The organism is Pseudoalteromonas sp. C12FD-1 (assembly GCF_037414265.1).
Classification (GTDB): Bacteria; Pseudomonadota; Gammaproteobacteria; order Enterobacterales; family Alteromonadaceae; genus Pseudoalteromonas.
On sequence record NZ_JBBEVD010000070.1, the window covers coordinates 73,591 to 91,004 of the forward strand.

Genomic DNA, 17,414 nt, shown 5'->3' on the forward strand with positions numbered 1-17,414 from the left:
TGATTTAAAAAGTGCAAATTATTTTTTATTAAATGCGCGCTTCATAAAGTTTGGTGTAGCAAGTGCACCGTGATGAATGCCGCTATTGTAGTATTCGCTGTGCTGTGCAACTTGCTCGGCATCGGCTTCTCTAAAACCATTAAATGCTTGTGATTTACGTGCAAGCGTTACCGACCATAAACCGCTTGGGTAAATTGGCTGTGGAAATGGCAGTGTTTGTAAATCGTTAAACCCTACACTTAACATAGCTTCACGCATTTCTACTAACAGCGGCATGTGCATAAGTGGCGACTCGCTTTGCTGTACTAAAATACCGCCTGGGCGAAGTGCATTTAGGCAGCTTGTATAAAACGCATGGTTAAATAAACCTTCACCTGGGCCTACAGGGTCTGTGCCATCAACAATTACCACATCAATAGACTCGCCAGCGGCTTCGCGCATGTATTTAATGCCGTCATCAAACATAACGTTAGCACGAGGATCGTTGTTTGATTCGCAAAGTTCTGGAAAGTATTTTAACGACATTTGCGTTACTACTTCGTCTATATCTATTTGCGTTACGGTTTCTACACTTGGGTGTTTTAATACTTCACGCAATGTACCGCAGTCTCCGCCGCCAACAATAACGACGTTTTTAGGGTTTGGATGCGCTAAAAGTGCAGGGTGGCTGATCATCTCATGGTAAAAAAAGTTTTCGCGGGTTGTAACCATAGTACAGCCATCGATGATCATTAAATTACCAAAGTCTGTGGTTTCGAACATTTCTACTTTTTGAAAAGGAGACTGTTTTTCATCCAACTTTTTGTTAATACGTAATGAAAATGCGCTGCCATCGCGGTCGCTAATTTCTGTAAACCACTTACTTTGATCTAAATTTGCCATAGTTGTTTTTACACTTTTTAAGTTAAGTATGAAAAAGGGGCAATTCTGCCAGTGCTTGGCGTTTTGCTCAATGAAATTTTAACTGCTTTGGCAATAAAGTTAGCCAGTATCGAGTTAAAGTTCAATTTTTGTTAGCGTAGGGGATAGTGACGTATTAAAATGCGCCTTTATAGCTAATTGATTAAAGAAGAGTTGCCATGACTTGGGGTTTAGAAACAGCACGCGCTACATATAATGTTGCTCATTGGAGCGATGGCTATTTTGATATTAACGCACAAGGCGAACTAGTTGCTTACCCAGATGGTGACCAATCTAAAAATGCAATTTCTTTAACGCAGCTCACCGAGCAATTTAAGCAGCAAGGCTTAACATTGCCTGTATTAGTTCGCTTTACCGATATTTTAAAAAACCGCGTAGATACACTCACCAATGCGTTTACCCTTGCTCAAAGTAGCCGTGAATACAAAGGTAAATACACGTGTGTATACCCAATAAAGGTTAATCAGCAGCGTTCGGTGGTGAGTAAATTATTAGCGCACCCAAGTGGTTTAGTCGGCCTAGAGGCAGGCTCAAAGCCCGAGCTTATGGCTATTTTAGGGGTAGCCGATAAACCCATTACTATTGTGTGCAATGGCTATAAAGACAGTGAATTTTTGCGTTTAGCCTGTATTGGTCAAGCCATGGGGCACAGCGTTAAAATAGTGGTCGAAAAACTCTCAGAGCTAACTACCTTACTTGAAGAAATAGATAACCTAGGCATAGAGCCTGCTATTGGCATTCGTATTCGCTTAAACTCGGTAGGTAAAGGCAAGTGGCAAAATACCGGGGGCGAAAAAGGCAAATTTGGCTTAACCGCAGGCCAAGTACTCAGCGCTGTTGAGGTACTTAAAAAGCATAATAAATTGCATTTAATGCAAATGGTGCATTTTCATATTGGTTCTCAAATTGCCAACATACGTGACATACACCGTGCCCTGCGCGAATGTGCGCGCCACTTTGCTGAGCTTACTCAGCTAGGTGTGCCGCTTAATACAGTTGATGTAGGCGGTGGTTTAGGGGTTGACTACGAAGGCTCAGGCTCACGCAGCGCTTGCTCGATGAACTACACCGTTGAAGAATACGCCCGTAATGTGGTTAATGCCTTTGCTGAGGTGTGTGACCAGCATAGCTTAACGCATCCCGCTATTATTACTGAATCAGGGCGTGCTTTAACAGCTCACCACGCGGTGTTAATTACTGATGTAATAGATGTAGAAAAAGCGCCAAATCACCCAAACCCTGAGCCACCACTACAAAATAGCGCGTTAGTGCTTGATGAAATGTGGCAGTGTTTACAACGTTTAAACCCGCGTATGGCGCTAGAGATTTACCACGATGCGATGCACTTATTTAGCGAAGCGCACGACCAGTACGTACATGGTTTAGTAAGCATGCTCGAGTGGGCGAAAATAGAGCAGTTATATTTTACTATTTTGCATCGGGTGCGCGCATCACTTAGTAATAACGCGCGTGCGCACCGCGAGGTACTTGACGATTTACACGAAAAGCTAGCCGACAAGCTATTTGTTAACTTTTCACTGTTTCAGTCGTTACCTGATGTGTGGGGCATTGAGCAGCTGTTTCCGGTGATGCCAATCGAAAATTTAGATAAACCGCTAACCCAGCGCGCCATTATTCAAGATATTACCTGTGACTCAGATGGGCAAATTCGGGAGTACGTTGAAGGCGCGGGCATAGAAACCAGTTTACCTATACCTGAGTACCAACATGGCGAGCAATACCATATAGCAATGTTTATGGTAGGGGCTTACCAAGAAATTTTAGGTGATTTACATAACTTATTTGGCGACACCGACTCAGTGCATGTAGAGCTAACCGACGACGGTTATGTATTAACCAATGCTATTAAAGGTGATAGCGTTAAGGATGTATTAAAGTTTGTTGACTATGATAGCGCCATTTTGGCACAAAACTTTGAATTATTGGTCAACAAACTAGCAGTGTCTGAGCAGTGTAAAGCTGGGTATTTAGCCGAGCTTAATGCTGGGCTTGAAGGTTATACTTACTTTGAAGATTAACTTTCATAGAATTAAAAGCGTCGCTGTTTGGCGCGCATTGTTTAAAGGAAAATAAATAAATGTCAGTAATTCGCGGTGTATTCAGTATCTTACTTTATACAATAAACACACTAATTTGGTTTGTTCCTATTTTTGTTTGTGGGCTATTAAAGTTAATTCCTATTAAGCCTATGCAAAAGCTTTTAAGCTGGGTTGCTAAACAGTGCGCCACTATTTGGGTGTCGGTTAATAGCATTAACCAACGCTTATTCACGCCAACAAAAATTAATGTTACCGGTCTTGAAGAAACCAAATTAAAAGACTGGTACTTAGTGATTGCTAATCATCAAAGTTGGGTTGATATATTAGTACTACAACGCGTATTTAACCGTAAAATTCCATTTTTAAACTTTTTTTTGAAAAAAGAGCTCATTTACGTGCCAATATTAGGCGTGTGCTGGTGGGCGCTCGACTTTCCGTTTATGACCCGCACAAGCAAAGCACAGTTAAAAAAGAATCCAAAGCTACGTGGTAAAGACATAGAAACAACCCGCAAAGCCTGTGAAAAATTTAAAGAAATGCCGGTAAGTATTGTTAACTTTGTAGAAGGCACGCGCTTTACAACGCAAAAACATGCTCGCCAAAATAGCCCTTTTCCGCATTTATTAAAGCCAAAAGCGGGTGGGATCGCATTTGTAATGCAGGCTATGGGTGAGCAAATCTCTAAAGTAGTAAATGTGACCATTCATTACCCCGATGGCATCCCTACATTTATGGATTTTGCCGGGGGCAAAGTTAAGCAAATTAATGTGCATGTAGACATTCGCCCTGTAAGCGAAGAGTTGATTGGTGATTACACTGGCGACTCTGAATTTAGAGTGGGTTTTCAAAGTGAACTAAACCGTTTATGGGAAGAAAAAGAGCAAACACTACAACAGCTCGAACACAACCATAAATAATAAGGCAATAAAAAATGGGCTTACAATTATGCTAAAAAAGTGGTTACCAAATTGGCTCAATGGCTTAATTGTAGGCTGCGTGTTTTTTTCAAATGTAATAGTTTTTGGCACCTTAGTGCTACTGCTTGGCTTAATAAAGCTTGTACTGCCTTTTTCTATAATTAACACCATACTGCATAGCGTGTACCGAGGCTGGTGTAATGGTAACCGGTTTGGCTTGTGGCTAGGCTGCGCCAACATAAAAGTAAACATTAACGGCGATGTAAATTCAAAAAGTTGGTACTTACTAGTTTGTAATCATATGAGCTGGTTGGATATTGTAGTGCTTAGCTCAATTAATGTATTACCTGCCCCAAAGTTTTTTTTAAAAGACGAGTTAAAGTACGTGCCATTTATTGGCTCTGGCGCATGGGCTATGGGTATGCCTTTTATGAAGCGCGTAACTAAAGCGCAACTTGCTAAAAACCCCAAGTTAAAGGGTTTAGATGTTGAGCGCACCAAACAAAGCTGTCGTAATTTTAAGAATAACCCCACCACCATTATTAATTTTGTTGAAGGCACTCGTTACACCCACGCAAAGCATGCAAGCCAGCAAAGCCCGTTTAAACATTTACTAAAGCCCAAAGCGGGCGGGATTGCCTTTGCACTTGAAGTGCTTGGCGAGCAATTTGACGCCATGCTAAACACAAGTGTGGTGTACAGCGGTAGTACAAGTCATGTTTGCCGTAATATTTTAAAGGGTCAGCTTGACTCGATTTATGTTTCTATTGATGTGATTGCTATACACCAACAGATGTTAGGTAGTTATCAACACGACAAAGCATTTAGAAGCCGTTTTCAAAAATACGTTAATGAACTATGGGTTGCTAAAGACGCGCAACTTGCCAGCATATATGCGCAACACGATTTACCTGAGCCACACATTAGTAAGGAAATAGAAACACTATGACCAATACCCACTTGCAGGAGTTGATCGCTCCTTGGTTTGAAAAAGTACCTGACGCAGATTTTTTAAGTGCAATTACTGCAGCATCTATAGGTGTGTTTTCGTTATTGGTGGTGTACTTATTTACGCGCCGATTAATGCTGCCTGGTATCCAAAAAGTGGTGACTAAGTTATCTCCTGAACGCATAGGTTTACTTTCGCCGTTGCTTACAAAACTAAATAAACGCATAGCAGGCATGTTATGTAGCGTACTTTTTTTAGCAACCTTCGACAGTGTTTACCCAGTTAATGAACTAACCGCAGAAATACTAAAAACCATTGGCCAAGGCATACTTATTATTCATGTAGGCTTTATTTTTAGCAGTATTGTAAGCATTGCCGGCGCTATTTATAACCAATTAGATTTTGCTCGCGAAGTGCCAATTCAGGGCTTATTGCAGGTAGTTAAGCTTATTACTTTTATTGTGTGTGCAATATTAATTGTGAGCATAGTGCTTGAAAAGTCTCCTACTTATATTCTCTCTGGCTTTGGTGCGATTGCCGCAGTTACTTTGTTAGTATTTAAAGATACCATTTTAGGCTTTGTAGCCAGTATTCAAATTGCGGCAAACAGGCTGGTTACATACGGCGATTGGATCCAAGTAGAAAATTATGGTGCCGACGGTGAAGTAATCGATTTAGGCCTAAATACGGTAAAAGTACGCAACTGGGATAACACTATAACCACTATACCTACCTATATGTTGGTAGCGGGGTCGTTTAAGAACTGGCGCGGAATGCAAGAGTCTGGCGGTCGACGTATTAAGCGCTCGCTTAATATAGACATGCACAGCATTTGTTTAGTAAGTGACGAATTTAGAAAACAAATAGATGCGGCTATCCCGCTGCACGAGTATATACGTGTTGCTTCATTGCCAAACCCAGTTTCTAACTTGGGTTTGTTTCGTCGCTACGCCGAGGGCTATTTAAAGCAGCACAATAGAATAAATACCTCACTTACGCTTATGGTACGAGAGCTTCAACCAATGAACCATGGCCTGCCGATTGAGTTTTATTGCTTTAGTGAAGACAAACGCTGGATTTCTTACGAGCATTTACAAGCCGAGATTATGGATCACTTATTAGCTGTGTTGCCAGTATTTGGTCTAAGAGCGTATCAAAGTGTTAGCGGGCAACTAAGCCCGCCTAATGCACAGCAAACCGATAAGCCGACATTTAAAGTAATGGCAAATAGTGCTGAACAAGGCCCACACTAATAAATAAAGCTAATAGCCACCAAATAGGTGGCTTTTTCATTCTTAGCCATGCAAAAGCTGCAATAACCAGTGCAACCTGCCATAGGTTGTGAAAGGCTGATGTCCAAATAGGTGAGTACAACGCCGCTGCTAAAAAGCCAACTACGGCAGCGTTAAGCGCCGCAATAGAGCTTGCAAAACGCGGTTTGTTAGCCAAATTTAACCAGCTTTTTTGAAACGCCAGCATTAATAAAAAGCCCGGTGTAAAAATAAGTAGGGTTGCAACTATGGCCCCTATTAATGGCTGCTCTGTAGTGAGTTGCGCGCCTAGGTAAGTGGCTATTGTAAACATGGGGCCTGGAATTGCTTGAGCACTGGCATATGCACTTAAAAATTGATCGTCGCTTAGTGTGGGTAAGCCCGCTTGTAGTATTGGCAATACAACGTGTCCGCCACCAAACACCATTGCACCGGCCTGATAAAAAGCAGCAAACACATTGGCATTTTGACCTAAAGGTATAAAGCTAACAGCTAGTAAGAGTACAAATATGCTTAAAGCAATCCAATTTACCTTACTTTTATTGGTACTAGGGGTACTTGATTGAGCAAGTTTGAGCATAGGCCAAATAGCGCCAACGGTGGCTGCAATAACTAAAATAGCTATTTGTGTGCTCAGCATAGGCATAAGTATTAGCGCCAATGTGCTTAGTACTGCTAATAGCTTTAAAACATAATTAGTACAAAAGCTTTTAGCCATGCCCAACGTGGCATCGGCCACAATAACCACTGCAAATAACTTTAATCCCGCAATAACCGCAAAATAAACAGCGTCAAATTGATGTGCACTTACAGCTAGTAATAACATGATTAAAAAAGAAGGGAGGGTGAATGCAATAAATGCGGTAATACCCCCTAATAGGCCTGCTCGTTCTACGCCTATAGCAAACCCAACCTGGCTAGAGCCTGGCCCTGGCAATGCTTGGCTTAAACTAATTAATTGGGCATAGCGAGTATCGGTTAACCAATTTAATGTATCTACAAAGTGGCGTTTAAAATAGCCTAAATGTGCGGCAGGGCCACCAAAACTCATGCAGCCAAGTAAAAAAAACTGTCTAAAAATAGCGACTAACATTGAGCTCATATCCTCCTTAAGGTTCATTAAATTGTCACAAAGGAGTATGACACTTTTATTAAATGCATACATTAATTCGTAATCTACAAATTATACCAATCCACTTAATTAAGTGGATTGGTATAAAGCGAACTGCTTTTAACATGCTCTTCATAGTTTGTTCATACATGTATTTGCATACTCGCTTTATAATTCTTAATGAATAGGACATCACATGACTTTAACTAAATCACTTTTAAGCGTAACCGTAGTAGCTGTATTGCTAAGTGGTTGCGAAATGAACAATACAGGCAAAGGTGCCGCAATTGGTGCAGCCGCGGGTGGCGTATTAGGTAAAGCAACGGGTAATCATAAAGACAAGCGTATATTTATTGGTGCTGCTATTGGCGCACTAGCCGGTGCAGCTGTAGGTGATTACATGGATAAGCAAGAAGAAGCGTTTCGTGATGAACTAGCAGGTTCTGGGGTTGAAGTTGTACGTGAAGGCGATAACTTACGTTTAGTTATGCCATCTAACATTACCTTTGCGACAGACCAATCTTATATTTCATCAGGTTTTAACGATACCCTAAACGCTATTGCTAAAGTAATGAACAAGTACGAAAAAACCTACCTAAGCGTGGAAGGCCACACAGATAGCACAGGTAAAGACAGCTACAATATGAACCTATCGCGTGAGCGTGCGCAAAGCGTTAAAAATTACTTAGTGAACCAGCAAATTATGGCTGCACGTATTAGCACTACAGGCTTCGGCGAAACCCGCCCAATAGCCACTAACGATAGCGCCAACGGCCGTGCTCAAAACCGCCGTGTAGAAATTCAAATAGTGCCAAACACAGAAAGTTAATCCTTATTAAACTGTAATTCACACAGCTTTTGATACAGCGGGTTACTTGCCACTAATTCTTGGTGGGTGCCCGTTGCTTTTATTTCTCCATTTTCCATTACTACGATCACATCAGCATGTTTAACCGTGGCCAGTCTATGGGCAATAATTAACGTTGTTCTATTTTGCATTAAATGCTCAAGCGCGGCTTGTACGTGGTGCTCACTTTGCGCATCGAGTGCACTGGTTGCTTCATCTAAAAGCAGTATTTCTGGGTCTTTTAAAATAGCGCGTGCCAATACAATACGCTGCTTTTGCCCACCCGAAAGCCTTACGCCTTGCTCACCTAAAAAGCTGTTATAGCCTTGTGGTAATTGTTTAATAAATTCATCAGCATGGGCATGTTTTGCCGCGGCATAAACTTGCTCGTCAGTGGCGTTTGGGTTGCCGTAACGAATGTTATGCATTACATTTGAGCTAAATAAAATAGGGTTTTGTGCCACCGTGCCCATTTTGTTCCTCAGGGTGGTAAGCGATATGTCTTTAATATTTACGTCATGAAATTTAATCGCGCCATGAGCTGGGTCGTAAAAGCGCTGTAGTAATTCAAATAACGTAGTTTTACCTGCGCCAGAGGGGCCTACAATGGCAACGGTTTTGCCTTGCTCTATAGTTAAGCTTATTTTGTTAAGCGCGCTTACGTCGGGGCGAGATGGGTAGTTGAAGCTAATATTTTCAAGTGAAATGGCGGGGCTGTCAGTCTTTATTAATAGCTTTTCGTCTTGTGGAGTGACAGGGTTTTCTATTTCACTTTTAACTGCAAGTAGCTCTAGTAAGCGCGCTGCCGCCCCAGCAGCTCGTTGTAGCTCGCCGTAAACCTCTGCAGCGGTTGCCACCGACATGGCCACCATAATGGCGTAAAACACAAATGCTCCTAGCTCACCGCCAGTCATTGTACCTGCTAATACGTCACTACCGCCTACCCAGAGCATAACGCTAATCGCACTAAAGGTTAAAAATATTACCGCGGCAATTAAAAAAGAGCGCTGCTTAATACGGCTTTTGGCAACGTTAAAGGCTTTTTCTGTTTCTTGAGCAAAGGCGTGTTGCTCACGCTGTTCGTGGCTATAGCTTTGTACTACCTTAATATTTTGTATGATCTCGCCGGCATAGGTGCTTATATCGGCTATTGCATCTTGGCTAGAACTTGCAAGTTTTCGCACCTTTTTGCCAAATACCATCATCGGCACTAATACTAGTGGCACACACGCAACCACTACGAGCGTAAGCTTTAAGTTAGTCACTAACAGCATTACTAAGCCGCCGACCAACATTAATGCGCTACGCAGCGCCATAGAAAACGATGAGCCAATAATCGATTGCAATAAGGTGGTGTCGGTTGTTAAACGCGACATAAGCTCGCCACTGCGGTTTTCTTCAAAGTAGCTTGGGTGCAAGGTAACAATGCGATTAAACACGGCTTTACGAATATCGTTACTAACGCGTTCGCCAATCCACGACATTAAATAAAAGCGGCTAAACGTGCCCACGGCCAATAAACTAATTAAACCAATAAGCACCAATACAGCCTGTTGTAACTGGGCTTGAGAGCCTGCAATAAAACCATGATCTATGACAAATTTAACGCCTTGCCCTAATGATAAGTTAACACCTGCTGTGACTAAAAGGGCAGCAAGCGCCGCTACTACCATCCATTTATACGGTTTAATAAACGCAAAAATAGGTAATAAACTACTAAAGGCGGCTTTTTCGGGCTTAGGTGTTGTTTTTGACATAGTGGATTCTTTTTAAAGGTTAAGGTATAGATATGGCACTAAGATAATAAAAATCAATACTTTTAAACATTAGCATCAATAAGGAATCGTTATGACTACTGCAACCGTAAGTGGAGAGTTTAATGTAAATCTAGCCCCTATAGAAGGCTACGCAAGTGGCCAAAATGGCGTTAATTTAGGGCGTATGTCGATAGATAAAACTTTTAAAGGTAGCTTAAATGCCACCAGCCAAGGCGAAATGCTAAGCGCCATGACTCCTACACAAGGCAGTGCCGGTTATGTTGCTATAGAGCAAGTAACTGGCGAGCTTGAAGGTAAAAAAGGCAGCTTTGTATTACAGCATTTTGGTACTATGGATAAAGGCCAAGATAGCCTAATTTTAAATGTCATTCCCGATTCAGGCACTCATGAGCTAGAAGGGTTAACGGGCAGTATGAAAATACGTATTGAGCAAGGGATTCACTACTACGATTTTGAATACACCTTATAATACCAATCCGCAATATTACTTAATCATTTTGCGGGCTTAAACGTGTCGCTACCTGCGTTAAAAAATTCTCATTTAGAACAACTAAATAGCGAATTTTTTGCCTAGCTATCAACACGTTTTTCCGTCCTCAAAAAAGATCACTTAAATAAGCGAATTGGTATAAAATACACAAGGATTAAAATGCAAAAAGTAATCGAATTTAGAAAGACCCGTTTTTTGGGTGGCGTAGATATAGCTGCACTAAATGATCGCATACAGGAATTAAACCAAGATGGCTGGAAAGTAATAAACGCAGTGCCATTGACAGGCTTTTATGGGCAAGTGCACGGTTATACGTTACTTATTGAAACTGACGAGCTTTAAATGACATTTTCAGTATGGTTAAGCCTAGCGGCTATTTGCATGATGGGCGCAATGTCGCCAGGGCCAAGTTTGGCGGTGGTTTTAAAGCATTCACTTAACGGCAGTATGAAAAATGGTATGCTTGCCGCGCTCAGCCATGGTACCGGTGTTGGGTTGTATGCTGGTGCATCGTTATTAGGGTTAGGCGCTTTAATGACGCAGTTTCCAACTGTTTATCAAATACTCGTTTACTTAGGTGCGGCCTATTTGGCGTATTTAGGCATAAAAATATTGCTAGCAAAACCAAGTAACAACGAACTTGAAGTACAAAAAAGTGAGGTGAGTGCAGCTAAAGCATTACAAGATGGCTTTGCCATTGCATTTTTAAACCCAAAACTCGCTATTTTCTTTTTAGCCTTGTTCTCACAGTTTATTGACCCTCAAAACCTTACTTTAAGCATTGGTATTATTATGTGCTTAACGGTATTTGTAATTGATACCGGCTGGTATTTACTGGTGGCGTTACTGACAGAGGTTTCAAAAAACCGCTTTGGTTTTACCAAGCAAAACCCATGGCTTGATAAAATATTGGGAATTATATTTATTGCCCTTGCGATACGAGTAATTATTAGCGTGTGATAATTTGTCACACGCTAATAATATTAAAAACGATAGTTAACCGACATTATAACGGTAGTGGTGTTATCGGTATCAATAATGGGTGAGTCTTCAATGTCAGAATCGAGTTGCTTATAGTTAACCATAGCGTTTACGTTCCAGTTTTTATTAATGTAATACATTAAAAATAAACCCGCATTGTAGTTAACCGTAGAACCAAGTTCGTAAGGCGCATAGGTGGTAGATTCACCGGGTGCTACACCATAATAATAGTTAGATACATCACTGCTATTTAGCTCAACACCCACAGAAGGAATAAGCATTAATTGCTTAGATAACTTAATAGGGTAACTGTAATTAGTTTTAAATTTAGCGCCATCACCGTGGCCTATTACATCATGAGTAGCACTGGCGCTTATTTTACCAAAACCCGCAGAGTAGCTAACCTTAGTGCCAGCATAAAGAGACAGTTTTCTATCGTCTAAGGCTTTAATAGCTGCAAGGTTTGAATCTGAGGTATCAAAGTTATCGCCTGGCTCTAAAACTAATGACCAATTAAAACCTTGCTCCTCCACTAATTTATAATCAAGTGACAAACCTCTAAAACTAAGTCTTTCACCTTCGTAGGTAATGATAGGTAAAAAAAGTGTTTCACTGTCGGTACCCGCATAAGGGGAGCTGGTAGAAATAACGCCGCCCCCTAATGAAAACTGCGACTCAGCCTGAGCAGCAATACTGCATAGCGTAAGAGTGCTAATTAATATCCGTATTGAGTTTTTAATATAAGTGTTCATTAAAAGCCTTAGGTGTTAAATAAGTAAAAACGATAAATTACTGAGACAATTAAAGTGCATCTCAAAACTAATTGGCTTTAGTGTAGCTGTATTTACTCTAGGCGTTTGTAAGAGAGTGTGTGAAAGTTTATTTGAATGTAAGTGGCTAAATTGCATTGAAGCCGTTGATCACGTAAGTTAAATACAGCGAGCGTGTTTAACTATCTCAATAAATAAAGGCACACGCCCTAAATTTAATAAAATGGGTATGAGGATAACCAATGAGTAACCCTATTTTAAAAAGTGCCAGCTTTGATCCTAAAGTTAAGCAGTACTGGATGACCATGGCATGCTTTTTTAGCGCCATAGCCTTGGTGACTATTCCGCTAATCCCTGTGGTGTTATTTGTTGTGTGGCTGGTGGCAGGTAAAATTTTAGCGGCTATGTCGGCGCAGCTACTCACGCAAAAGCTGGTAGTTAAACGTGGCATATTATTTAAAGAAGAAAAATCGATACCACTTGAAAAAATAACCGATGTGGGGCTGAGCCAAGGACCGCTGATGCGCTTATTTGGCTTATACCGGTTAAGCTTTGAAACTGCAGGGCAATCTGGCCATGGTGCATTGGTGTCATTACTTGGTGTTGAAAATGCCAGTGAGTTTAGAGAAGCCATACTTGAGCAAAAAGATAACTTAGCTGCGCAAGCACCTAAAGTACAAGAGCTGGCTGAAGATCACCTCAACCAAGCATTACTTGCTCGCTTAGTTGAGGTAGTAGAGCGCATAGATACGCGTTTGGCTGCTTTAGAGGCGAAGCGTTAAGCGTTTTGTAATTGAGCCTGGCCCGCAAGCATACTTAGCTCTTTGCTACGGCTTTCAATAACCTGATATTCGCGGGCTTTAATTGTGCTTATATAGTTCCACTTAGCACTGGCTTTTTCTGGTGTAAATGTAACGGTTAAATAGCCGCGCTCCACTAAATTATTATAAGCAAGGTCATCAATTAACAAGGCAATTACTTGCTCTATTTGCGCAACGGTTTGCGCATCTTGCGTATTTAGCGCTAAGTACTCTTCAAGTCCTGGCGATGAAACCGATGCCGTTGCAAATTCTACCCCGGCATTTTGCGATGGTGCAATAGGGTTACTGGCGTCAGTTTTAAGTTGTCCCGCCCACCCGTTATGGGTATCTCCAGCTAAAACTACTAAGTTTTTTTGTGTTGCAATAGCGGTACCTAATAACACTTCTCGCTCGTAGGCGTAGCCATCCCACGCATCAAGGTTATACGGTATGGTGGTTTGAACACGGGCAAGCTCTGCCTCAGTTACACTTGGATCACCCGCTAATACACGGCCTTTTATTTGCGCCAGCTCTGCAAATAATACATTAGCCTGTGCGAGTAAAGCACTTGGATCTCCACCATTTGCCTGCGTAGCTTGTAAGCTGGCTAGTAGCAGCATTACTTCTACAGGTAAATGCATTTTTGTCATCAGTACTTGTTGCCCTAATACTTGCCACTGTGTGCTTGATGTAGTGATTGCATCGCTAAGCCAAGTAAGTTGCTCACTGCCTAATAATGCACGGTCGCTAGCGCTTACTGCTGCGGCAAATGAGCTTTGCCCCGCAGGGGTTGTGAGATCAAAATCACTATAGTTAAGCTGCTCATCGCGGGCCAATACGCGAGTATCTAGCATGTATAAAGAGACTAAATTACCAAACTCAAAACGTCGGTAAATACGCTCTTTATCGGCTACATTACGAATAGGCATCCACTCAAAGTAAGCTTGAAGCGCATTAAGCTTACGTTGACTAAACTCGCCTTCCCCTTCGTTATGGTTTTCTGCACCCTCGCGCCATGTGTCGTTGGTAATTTCGTGGTCGTCCCATACTGTTATAAATGCACACTGGCTATGGGCTGCTTGTAAGTCGGTATCGAGGCGATAATTTGCATAGCGTTTTCTGTAATCGGTAAGCGCTATAATTTCACTGCTGTTATCAAGGGGGAGGAGTCGGTCTAATTGTGCTGCGTCTCCGGTTGCATAGCCTGTATTACTGTATTCGTATATGTAATCACCTAAGTGCAGTACCGCATCCAAATCGCTTTGCTTTGCAATTTCGCCATACACATGAAAATATCCTGCAGGGTAATTTGCGCACGATACAACGGCTAATTTCACCTTATCAATTTCACCAACAGGAAGTGTTTTACCTTGTCCAATAGGGGAAGTTTTACCGTGTGCATTAAAGCGATAGTAATAAACGGTGTTGGCATCGAGCCCTTGTAAATCAACTTTAAGGGTAAAGTCGGTGGTATCACTTATGTTTGCTACACCATCGTGCACAATATTAGTGAAACTTTTATCGGTGGCGGCTTGCCACTGTACTTTTAACGATTTAGTTGTTACATCAAGTGGGGTTACACGGGTCCAAATAATTAAGCTATCGCTCAGCGGGTCGCCGCTTGCAACGCCGTGATCAAAGCTAACGGGTATGTCGTCATCGTCATCAAACCTACAACCTGTTAAACCAAGTGATAATAAGGCAGCGCCAAACCCTGCTGCCGATGCTTTTAAAAAACTTCTCCGTGTAAACGCCATTGCTTTGTACCTGTAAAGTGTAAAAAGCAAAGTGTAGGCAATTTAGGTTACTTTTTTGTGAAGCAATTAAAAAACTTCACTTACTTGCGTTGCATTACACGTAATAACAGTGACGTTTTCGTAGCCTACGCGGGTGAGCGCTTCTGCACCTAAGGTGGCGCGGGCACCGCTGGCACAATGTAAGTAAATAGGGCGCCCTGCATCTTTTTCAATTTCCATTAGCTTCATTTCGAGTAATCCGCGTGGAATATTTATAGCTCCAACCGCCGCTACATTGGCATGCTCAGCAGGTTCGCGCACATCAATAAGCAGCCCTTTATTTTGCTCAAGCTCTTGCTTTGCTTGCGCTGCATCAATGCGGCGCTGGTTAGGTGTGATAATTTTTAGTAAATCAGGAATTGAAGTAAGCATTAGTCTGTAAATCCTCTTTTGCGCAAAAAAGACATTAACGGGCACCATTTAGTGAAAGCTGATTGCACTAGGTTAACGCCAATAAATAACGTTAAAAATTGAAAGTTACTATCAACAAAGTAGCTTAAAAGCACTGAGATTGTAACGGCACTACCGCCAATTAAGAGTATGGCGTCACTTATTTTCATGAATTGACCTTAATATTAGTTTTTTCTAATGTTAATTATATTAGAACTTACTAATGTAAAAGTCTATAATTAAAACACGCAAAATAAATAAGTATCACAATGAATATTGAACAACTTGCAGTCAACGCTCAGCAGGCAGAGCAATTTTTAAAATTAATGGCAAATAAAAACCGTTTAATGATTTTATGCAGTTTAGTGCAAGGTGAGCAAAGTGTGGGTGAGTTAAATCAAAGTGTTCCGCTGGCGCAGTCTGCTTTGTCTCAGCATTTAGCGAGTTTACGTAAAGCGCAGCTAGTGGCTACTCGTCGTGATGGGCACACTATTTATTATTCGTTAATCGACCCAAAAGTTGAGTCGATTATTACGTTACTTTATGAATGGTTTTGTAAGCAAAGTACGGCTGAGTAGTTTGCTTTAAATAAAAGTGGCAATCTCATCAAGCGACTTTTTATCAAGTGCATGGGCAGGTACAGTTGCATCATCGCTTGGGTAGCCTGCAATAAGTAACATGTAAGGGCGTTCGTTGTCTTTGTCGCGCTTACATATATCGGTTAAAAAGCTCATTGGTTTTGGGGTATGGGTAAGCGTTGCTAAACCACTACGATGCAGAGCTTGAATTAAAAAGCCGGTAGCTAAGCCAACAGACTCATGCACATAATAATTGGTGTTTTTATCATCGGTGTTTACGCCGCCCTTTTTTTGGCTAAATACTGCAATAAGCCAAGGCGCGTGTTCTAAATAAGGTTTATTGGCGTCGGTACCTAATGGTTTTAGCGCATCAAGCCACTCTTCACCTGCTCTGCCTTCGTAAAAAGAACGCTCTAGTTTTTCGGCGGCCTCTCTTATTTGTTTTTTTACATCGCTACTATTTATAGCCACAAAATGCCACGGTTGATGATTAGCTCCACTAGGCGCAGTACCAGCGGCTTTAATACAGGCTTCAATTATATTTTTAGGCACGGGTCGGTCGCTAAAGTTGCGAATGCTATGGCGGCGCTGGCTGGTTTGTAAAAATTCGTTTGCACGTTCTAGCATTTCATCGTGAGGGTATTCTATAAAGTCGTTTAGTGGCTGGCTTTGATGTTTTTGCATGGCTTTACGCTTCTTATAAATAGTGTGTGTGGTTTTTATACCGATTGAATAAATGCGAGGCAAGTATTATTACCTATTGTGTTTATTTATTGTTACAAAATTAACCGCGGTGTAACTTATGTTCCTTTTTTTAATGTGGTATAAAAAGCGCAATAAAAAAACTATTAAAATTCAAGGAAGTAAAAATGCTATCAATAACAGGGTTATCTAAAACCTACGATAATGGCGTACATGCACTACAAGGTGTTGATTTATCAATAGGAAAAGGAATGTTTGGGCTACTTGGGCCAAATGGCGCGGGTAAATCATCACTAATGCGTACTATTTCTACGTTGCAATCTGCCGATTCGGGTTCAATTACTTTTGATGGTATTGATGTTTTTAAAGACCCACAGGCTCTGCGCCAACGTTTAGGTTATCTCCCGCAAGACTTTGGTGTGTATCCACGTGTTAGTGCTTACGACTTGCTGGACCATATGGCTGTTTTAAAGGGCATTCATAATAAAGCAGAGCGTAAAGAGTCGGTTGAAGGCTTGCTTGCACATACTAATTTGTATCAACATCGCTCCAAAGCCGTGAGCGGTTTTTCGGGCGGTATGCGCCAGCGTTTTGGTATCGCACAAGCCTTACTAGGTGACCCTGATTTACTAATTGTTGATGAACCAACAGCAGGGCTAGACCCTGAAGAGCGAAATCGCTTTCATAACTTGTTAGTAAGCTTAGGGGAGCAAAAAGTAGTTATATTATCGACCCACATTGTTGAAGATGTAGCAGAGCTGTGCCCGAACATGGCCGTACTGGCAGGCGGAAAAATACTATTAGAGGGTAACCCCATTGCCCTTACCGATAAACTCCAAGGCCAAATTTGGCGTAAAGCCATGAGCCAAGAAGAAGCGCTAGAGCTTGAACCGCAACTGCCTGTTATTTCAAAACGCTTATTTGCTGGGCAAACCATATTACATGTATTAGCCAATGAAGCCCCAGAAGGTTTTGAGCTCAGCAGTGCAAACCTAGAAGATGTGTATTTTTCTACGTTGCTTAATCATCGTAACAGCCAAGTAGCATAAGGGG

Annotated in this window: 19 protein-coding genes; 11 read left to right on the forward strand and 8 right to left on the reverse strand. The window is 41.6% G+C overall.

Annotation, left to right across the window (positions count from 1 at the left end):
• Positions 1 to 18 precede the first annotated feature (18 nt).
• Positions 19 to 882 carry a polyamine aminopropyltransferase gene (gene speE / locus WDB87_RS12130; protein WP_286245524.1) on the reverse strand — a complete coding sequence of 288 codons (864 nt, stop codon included), beginning with the start codon at positions 880 to 882 and terminating at the stop codon, positions 19 to 21.
• Between the two features lie 197 nt (positions 883 to 1,079).
• Here speE and speA point away from each other — a divergent pair, with 197 nt between their 5' ends.
• Genes speA through WDB87_RS12150 form a run of 4 tightly spaced genes read left to right on the forward strand, consistent with a single transcriptional unit; the run spans position 1,080 to position 6,100 of the window.
• The gene (speA, locus tag WDB87_RS12135; RefSeq protein WP_337850003.1) at positions 1,080 to 2,960 is read left to right on the forward strand and encodes a biosynthetic arginine decarboxylase; all 1,881 of its coding nucleotides are present in this window, start codon (positions 1,080 to 1,082) and stop codon (positions 2,958 to 2,960) included.
• A 59-nt stretch (positions 2,961 to 3,019) separates the two neighbouring features.
• Positions 3,020 to 3,898 (forward strand): acyltransferase, encoded by an 879-nt coding sequence (locus WDB87_RS12140; RefSeq protein WP_286245522.1) that lies wholly within the window; start codon positions 3,020 to 3,022, stop codon positions 3,896 to 3,898.
• 28 nt (positions 3,899 to 3,926) lie between these two features.
• On the forward strand, positions 3,927 to 4,847 hold the full coding sequence (locus WDB87_RS12145; protein WP_337850004.1) for an acetyltransferase: 921 nt from the start codon (positions 3,927 to 3,929) through the stop codon (positions 4,845 to 4,847).
• Positions 4,844 to 6,100 carry a mechanosensitive ion channel family protein gene (locus WDB87_RS12150; RefSeq protein WP_286245520.1) on the forward strand — a complete coding sequence of 419 codons (1,257 nt, stop codon included), beginning with the start codon at positions 4,844 to 4,846 and terminating at the stop codon, positions 6,098 to 6,100. The genes WDB87_RS12145 and WDB87_RS12150 overlap by 4 nt, the downstream gene beginning before the upstream one ends.
• Here the strand turns inward: WDB87_RS12150 and chrA are convergent.
• The gene (gene chrA, locus WDB87_RS12155) at positions 6,060 to 7,211 is read right to left on the reverse strand and encodes a chromate efflux transporter (protein WP_337850014.1); all 1,152 of its coding nucleotides are present in this window, start codon (positions 7,209 to 7,211) and stop codon (positions 6,060 to 6,062) included. The two genes, WDB87_RS12150 and chrA, sit on opposite strands and share 41 nt — an antisense overlap.
• A gap of 214 nt (positions 7,212 to 7,425) precedes the next feature.
• Here chrA and WDB87_RS12160 point away from each other — a divergent pair, with 214 nt between their 5' ends.
• A complete protein-coding gene (locus tag WDB87_RS12160) occupies positions 7,426 to 8,058 on the forward strand; it encodes an OmpA family protein (RefSeq protein WP_286245519.1) in 633 nt (210 codons plus the stop codon).
• On the opposite strand, the gene WDB87_RS12165 is transcribed toward WDB87_RS12160, so the two are convergent.
• Positions 8,055 to 9,833, reverse strand: coding sequence for an ABC transporter transmembrane domain-containing protein (locus tag WDB87_RS12165; RefSeq protein ID WP_337850005.1), 1,779 nt, complete (start codon positions 9,831 to 9,833; stop codon positions 8,055 to 8,057). The two genes, WDB87_RS12160 and WDB87_RS12165, sit on opposite strands and share 4 nt — an antisense overlap.
• Before the next feature lie 91 nt (positions 9,834 to 9,924).
• On the opposite strand from WDB87_RS12165, the gene WDB87_RS12170 reads away from it, so the two are divergent.
• From WDB87_RS12170 to WDB87_RS12180, 3 genes are all read left to right on the forward strand, one after another.
• A complete protein-coding gene (locus WDB87_RS12170; protein ID WP_286245517.1) occupies positions 9,925 to 10,323 on the forward strand; it encodes a DUF3224 domain-containing protein in 399 nt (132 codons plus the stop codon).
• A 180-nt stretch (positions 10,324 to 10,503) separates the two neighbouring features.
• On the forward strand, positions 10,504 to 10,686 hold the full coding sequence (locus tag WDB87_RS12175; RefSeq protein ID WP_126008475.1) for a hypothetical protein: 183 nt from the start codon (positions 10,504 to 10,506) through the stop codon (positions 10,684 to 10,686).
• A complete protein-coding gene (locus WDB87_RS12180) occupies positions 10,687 to 11,304 on the forward strand; it encodes a LysE family translocator (protein ID WP_337850006.1) in 618 nt (205 codons plus the stop codon).
• Positions 11,305 to 11,327: 23 nt separating this feature from the next.
• Here WDB87_RS12180 and WDB87_RS12185 read toward each other — a convergent pair whose 3' ends face one another.
• Entirely contained in the window at positions 11,328 to 12,077 is a 750-nt protein-coding gene (locus tag WDB87_RS12185; RefSeq protein WP_337850007.1) for a MipA/OmpV family protein, read from the reverse strand.
• Positions 12,078 to 12,337: 260 nt separating this feature from the next.
• Between WDB87_RS12185 and WDB87_RS12190 the strand changes: the two genes are divergently transcribed.
• Positions 12,338 to 12,877, forward strand: a complete 540-nt coding sequence (locus WDB87_RS12190) for a PH domain-containing protein (RefSeq protein ID WP_337850008.1) — start codon at positions 12,338 to 12,340, stop codon at positions 12,875 to 12,877.
• On the opposite strand, the gene WDB87_RS12195 is transcribed toward WDB87_RS12190, so the two are convergent.
• The 3 genes from WDB87_RS12195 to WDB87_RS12205 form a co-directional block, all read right to left on the reverse strand.
• A complete protein-coding gene (locus WDB87_RS12195; RefSeq protein ID WP_337850009.1) occupies positions 12,874 to 14,652 on the reverse strand; it encodes an alkaline phosphatase D family protein in 1,779 nt (592 codons plus the stop codon). The two genes, WDB87_RS12190 and WDB87_RS12195, sit on opposite strands and share 4 nt — an antisense overlap.
• Before the next feature lie 66 nt (positions 14,653 to 14,718).
• Complete coding sequence (locus WDB87_RS12200) at positions 14,719 to 15,063, reverse strand: rhodanese-like domain-containing protein (protein WP_286245512.1); 345 nt, start codon at positions 15,061 to 15,063, stop codon at positions 14,719 to 14,721.
• Complete coding sequence (locus WDB87_RS12205) at positions 15,063 to 15,251, reverse strand: YgaP family membrane protein (RefSeq protein ID WP_286245511.1); 189 nt, start codon at positions 15,249 to 15,251, stop codon at positions 15,063 to 15,065. The genes WDB87_RS12200 and WDB87_RS12205 overlap by 1 nt, the downstream gene beginning before the upstream one ends.
• Positions 15,252 to 15,350: 99 nt before the next feature.
• On the opposite strand from WDB87_RS12205, the gene WDB87_RS12210 reads away from it, so the two are divergent.
• Positions 15,351 to 15,659, forward strand: coding sequence for an ArsR/SmtB family transcription factor (locus tag WDB87_RS12210; protein ID WP_286245510.1), 309 nt, complete (start codon positions 15,351 to 15,353; stop codon positions 15,657 to 15,659).
• A 6-nt stretch (positions 15,660 to 15,665) separates the two neighbouring features.
• Here the strand turns inward: WDB87_RS12210 and WDB87_RS12215 are convergent, their stop codons facing one another.
• Positions 15,666 to 16,343, reverse strand: coding sequence for a nitroreductase family protein (locus WDB87_RS12215; protein WP_286245509.1), 678 nt, complete (start codon positions 16,341 to 16,343; stop codon positions 15,666 to 15,668).
• Positions 16,344 to 16,528: 185 nt separating this feature from the next.
• Here WDB87_RS12215 and WDB87_RS12220 point away from each other — a divergent pair, with 185 nt between their 5' ends.
• On the forward strand, positions 16,529 to 17,410 hold the full coding sequence (locus tag WDB87_RS12220; RefSeq protein WP_337850010.1) for an ABC transporter ATP-binding protein: 882 nt from the start codon (positions 16,529 to 16,531) through the stop codon (positions 17,408 to 17,410).
• The last annotated feature ends 4 nt before the right edge of the window (positions 17,411 to 17,414 follow it).

Excerpts from the sequence above, each read along its gene's own strand:
- speE (WP_286245524.1), bottom strand. The coding sequence starts at position 882 with ATGGCAAATTTAGATCAAAGTAAGTGGTTTACAGAAATTAGCGACCGC.
- speA (WP_337850003.1), top strand. The coding sequence starts at position 1,080 with ATGACTTGGGGTTTAGAAACAGCACGCGCTACATATAATGTTGCTCAT.
- WDB87_RS12140 (WP_286245522.1), top strand. The coding sequence starts at position 3,020 with ATGTCAGTAATTCGCGGTGTATTCAGTATCTTACTTTATACAATAAAC.
- WDB87_RS12145 (WP_337850004.1), top strand. The coding sequence starts at position 3,927 with ATGCTAAAAAAGTGGTTACCAAATTGGCTCAATGGCTTAATTGTAGGC.
- WDB87_RS12150 (WP_286245520.1), top strand. The coding sequence starts at position 4,844 with ATGACCAATACCCACTTGCAGGAGTTGATCGCTCCTTGGTTTGAAAAA.
- chrA (WP_337850014.1), bottom strand. The coding sequence starts at position 7,211 with ATGTTAGTCGCTATTTTTAGACAGTTTTTTTTACTTGGCTGCATGAGT.
- WDB87_RS12160 (WP_286245519.1), top strand. The coding sequence starts at position 7,426 with ATGACTTTAACTAAATCACTTTTAAGCGTAACCGTAGTAGCTGTATTG.
- WDB87_RS12165 (WP_337850005.1), bottom strand. The coding sequence starts at position 9,833 with ATGTCAAAAACAACACCTAAGCCCGAAAAAGCCGCCTTTAGTAGTTTA.
- WDB87_RS12170 (WP_286245517.1), top strand. The coding sequence starts at position 9,925 with ATGACTACTGCAACCGTAAGTGGAGAGTTTAATGTAAATCTAGCCCCT.
- WDB87_RS12175 (WP_126008475.1), top strand. The coding sequence starts at position 10,504 with ATGCAAAAAGTAATCGAATTTAGAAAGACCCGTTTTTTGGGTGGCGTA.
- WDB87_RS12180 (WP_337850006.1), top strand. The coding sequence starts at position 10,687 with ATGACATTTTCAGTATGGTTAAGCCTAGCGGCTATTTGCATGATGGGC.
- WDB87_RS12185 (WP_337850007.1), bottom strand. The coding sequence starts at position 12,077 with ATGAACACTTATATTAAAAACTCAATACGGATATTAATTAGCACTCTT.
- WDB87_RS12190 (WP_337850008.1), top strand. The coding sequence starts at position 12,338 with ATGAGTAACCCTATTTTAAAAAGTGCCAGCTTTGATCCTAAAGTTAAG.
- WDB87_RS12195 (WP_337850009.1), bottom strand. The coding sequence starts at position 14,652 with ATGGCGTTTACACGGAGAAGTTTTTTAAAAGCATCGGCAGCAGGGTTT.
- WDB87_RS12200 (WP_286245512.1), bottom strand. The coding sequence starts at position 15,063 with ATGCTTACTTCAATTCCTGATTTACTAAAAATTATCACACCTAACCAG.
- WDB87_RS12205 (WP_286245511.1), bottom strand. The coding sequence starts at position 15,251 with ATGAAAATAAGTGACGCCATACTCTTAATTGGCGGTAGTGCCGTTACA.
- WDB87_RS12210 (WP_286245510.1), top strand. The coding sequence starts at position 15,351 with ATGAATATTGAACAACTTGCAGTCAACGCTCAGCAGGCAGAGCAATTT.
- WDB87_RS12215 (WP_286245509.1), bottom strand. The coding sequence starts at position 16,343 with ATGCAAAAACATCAAAGCCAGCCACTAAACGACTTTATAGAATACCCT.
- WDB87_RS12220 (WP_337850010.1), top strand. The coding sequence starts at position 16,529 with ATGCTATCAATAACAGGGTTATCTAAAACCTACGATAATGGCGTACAT.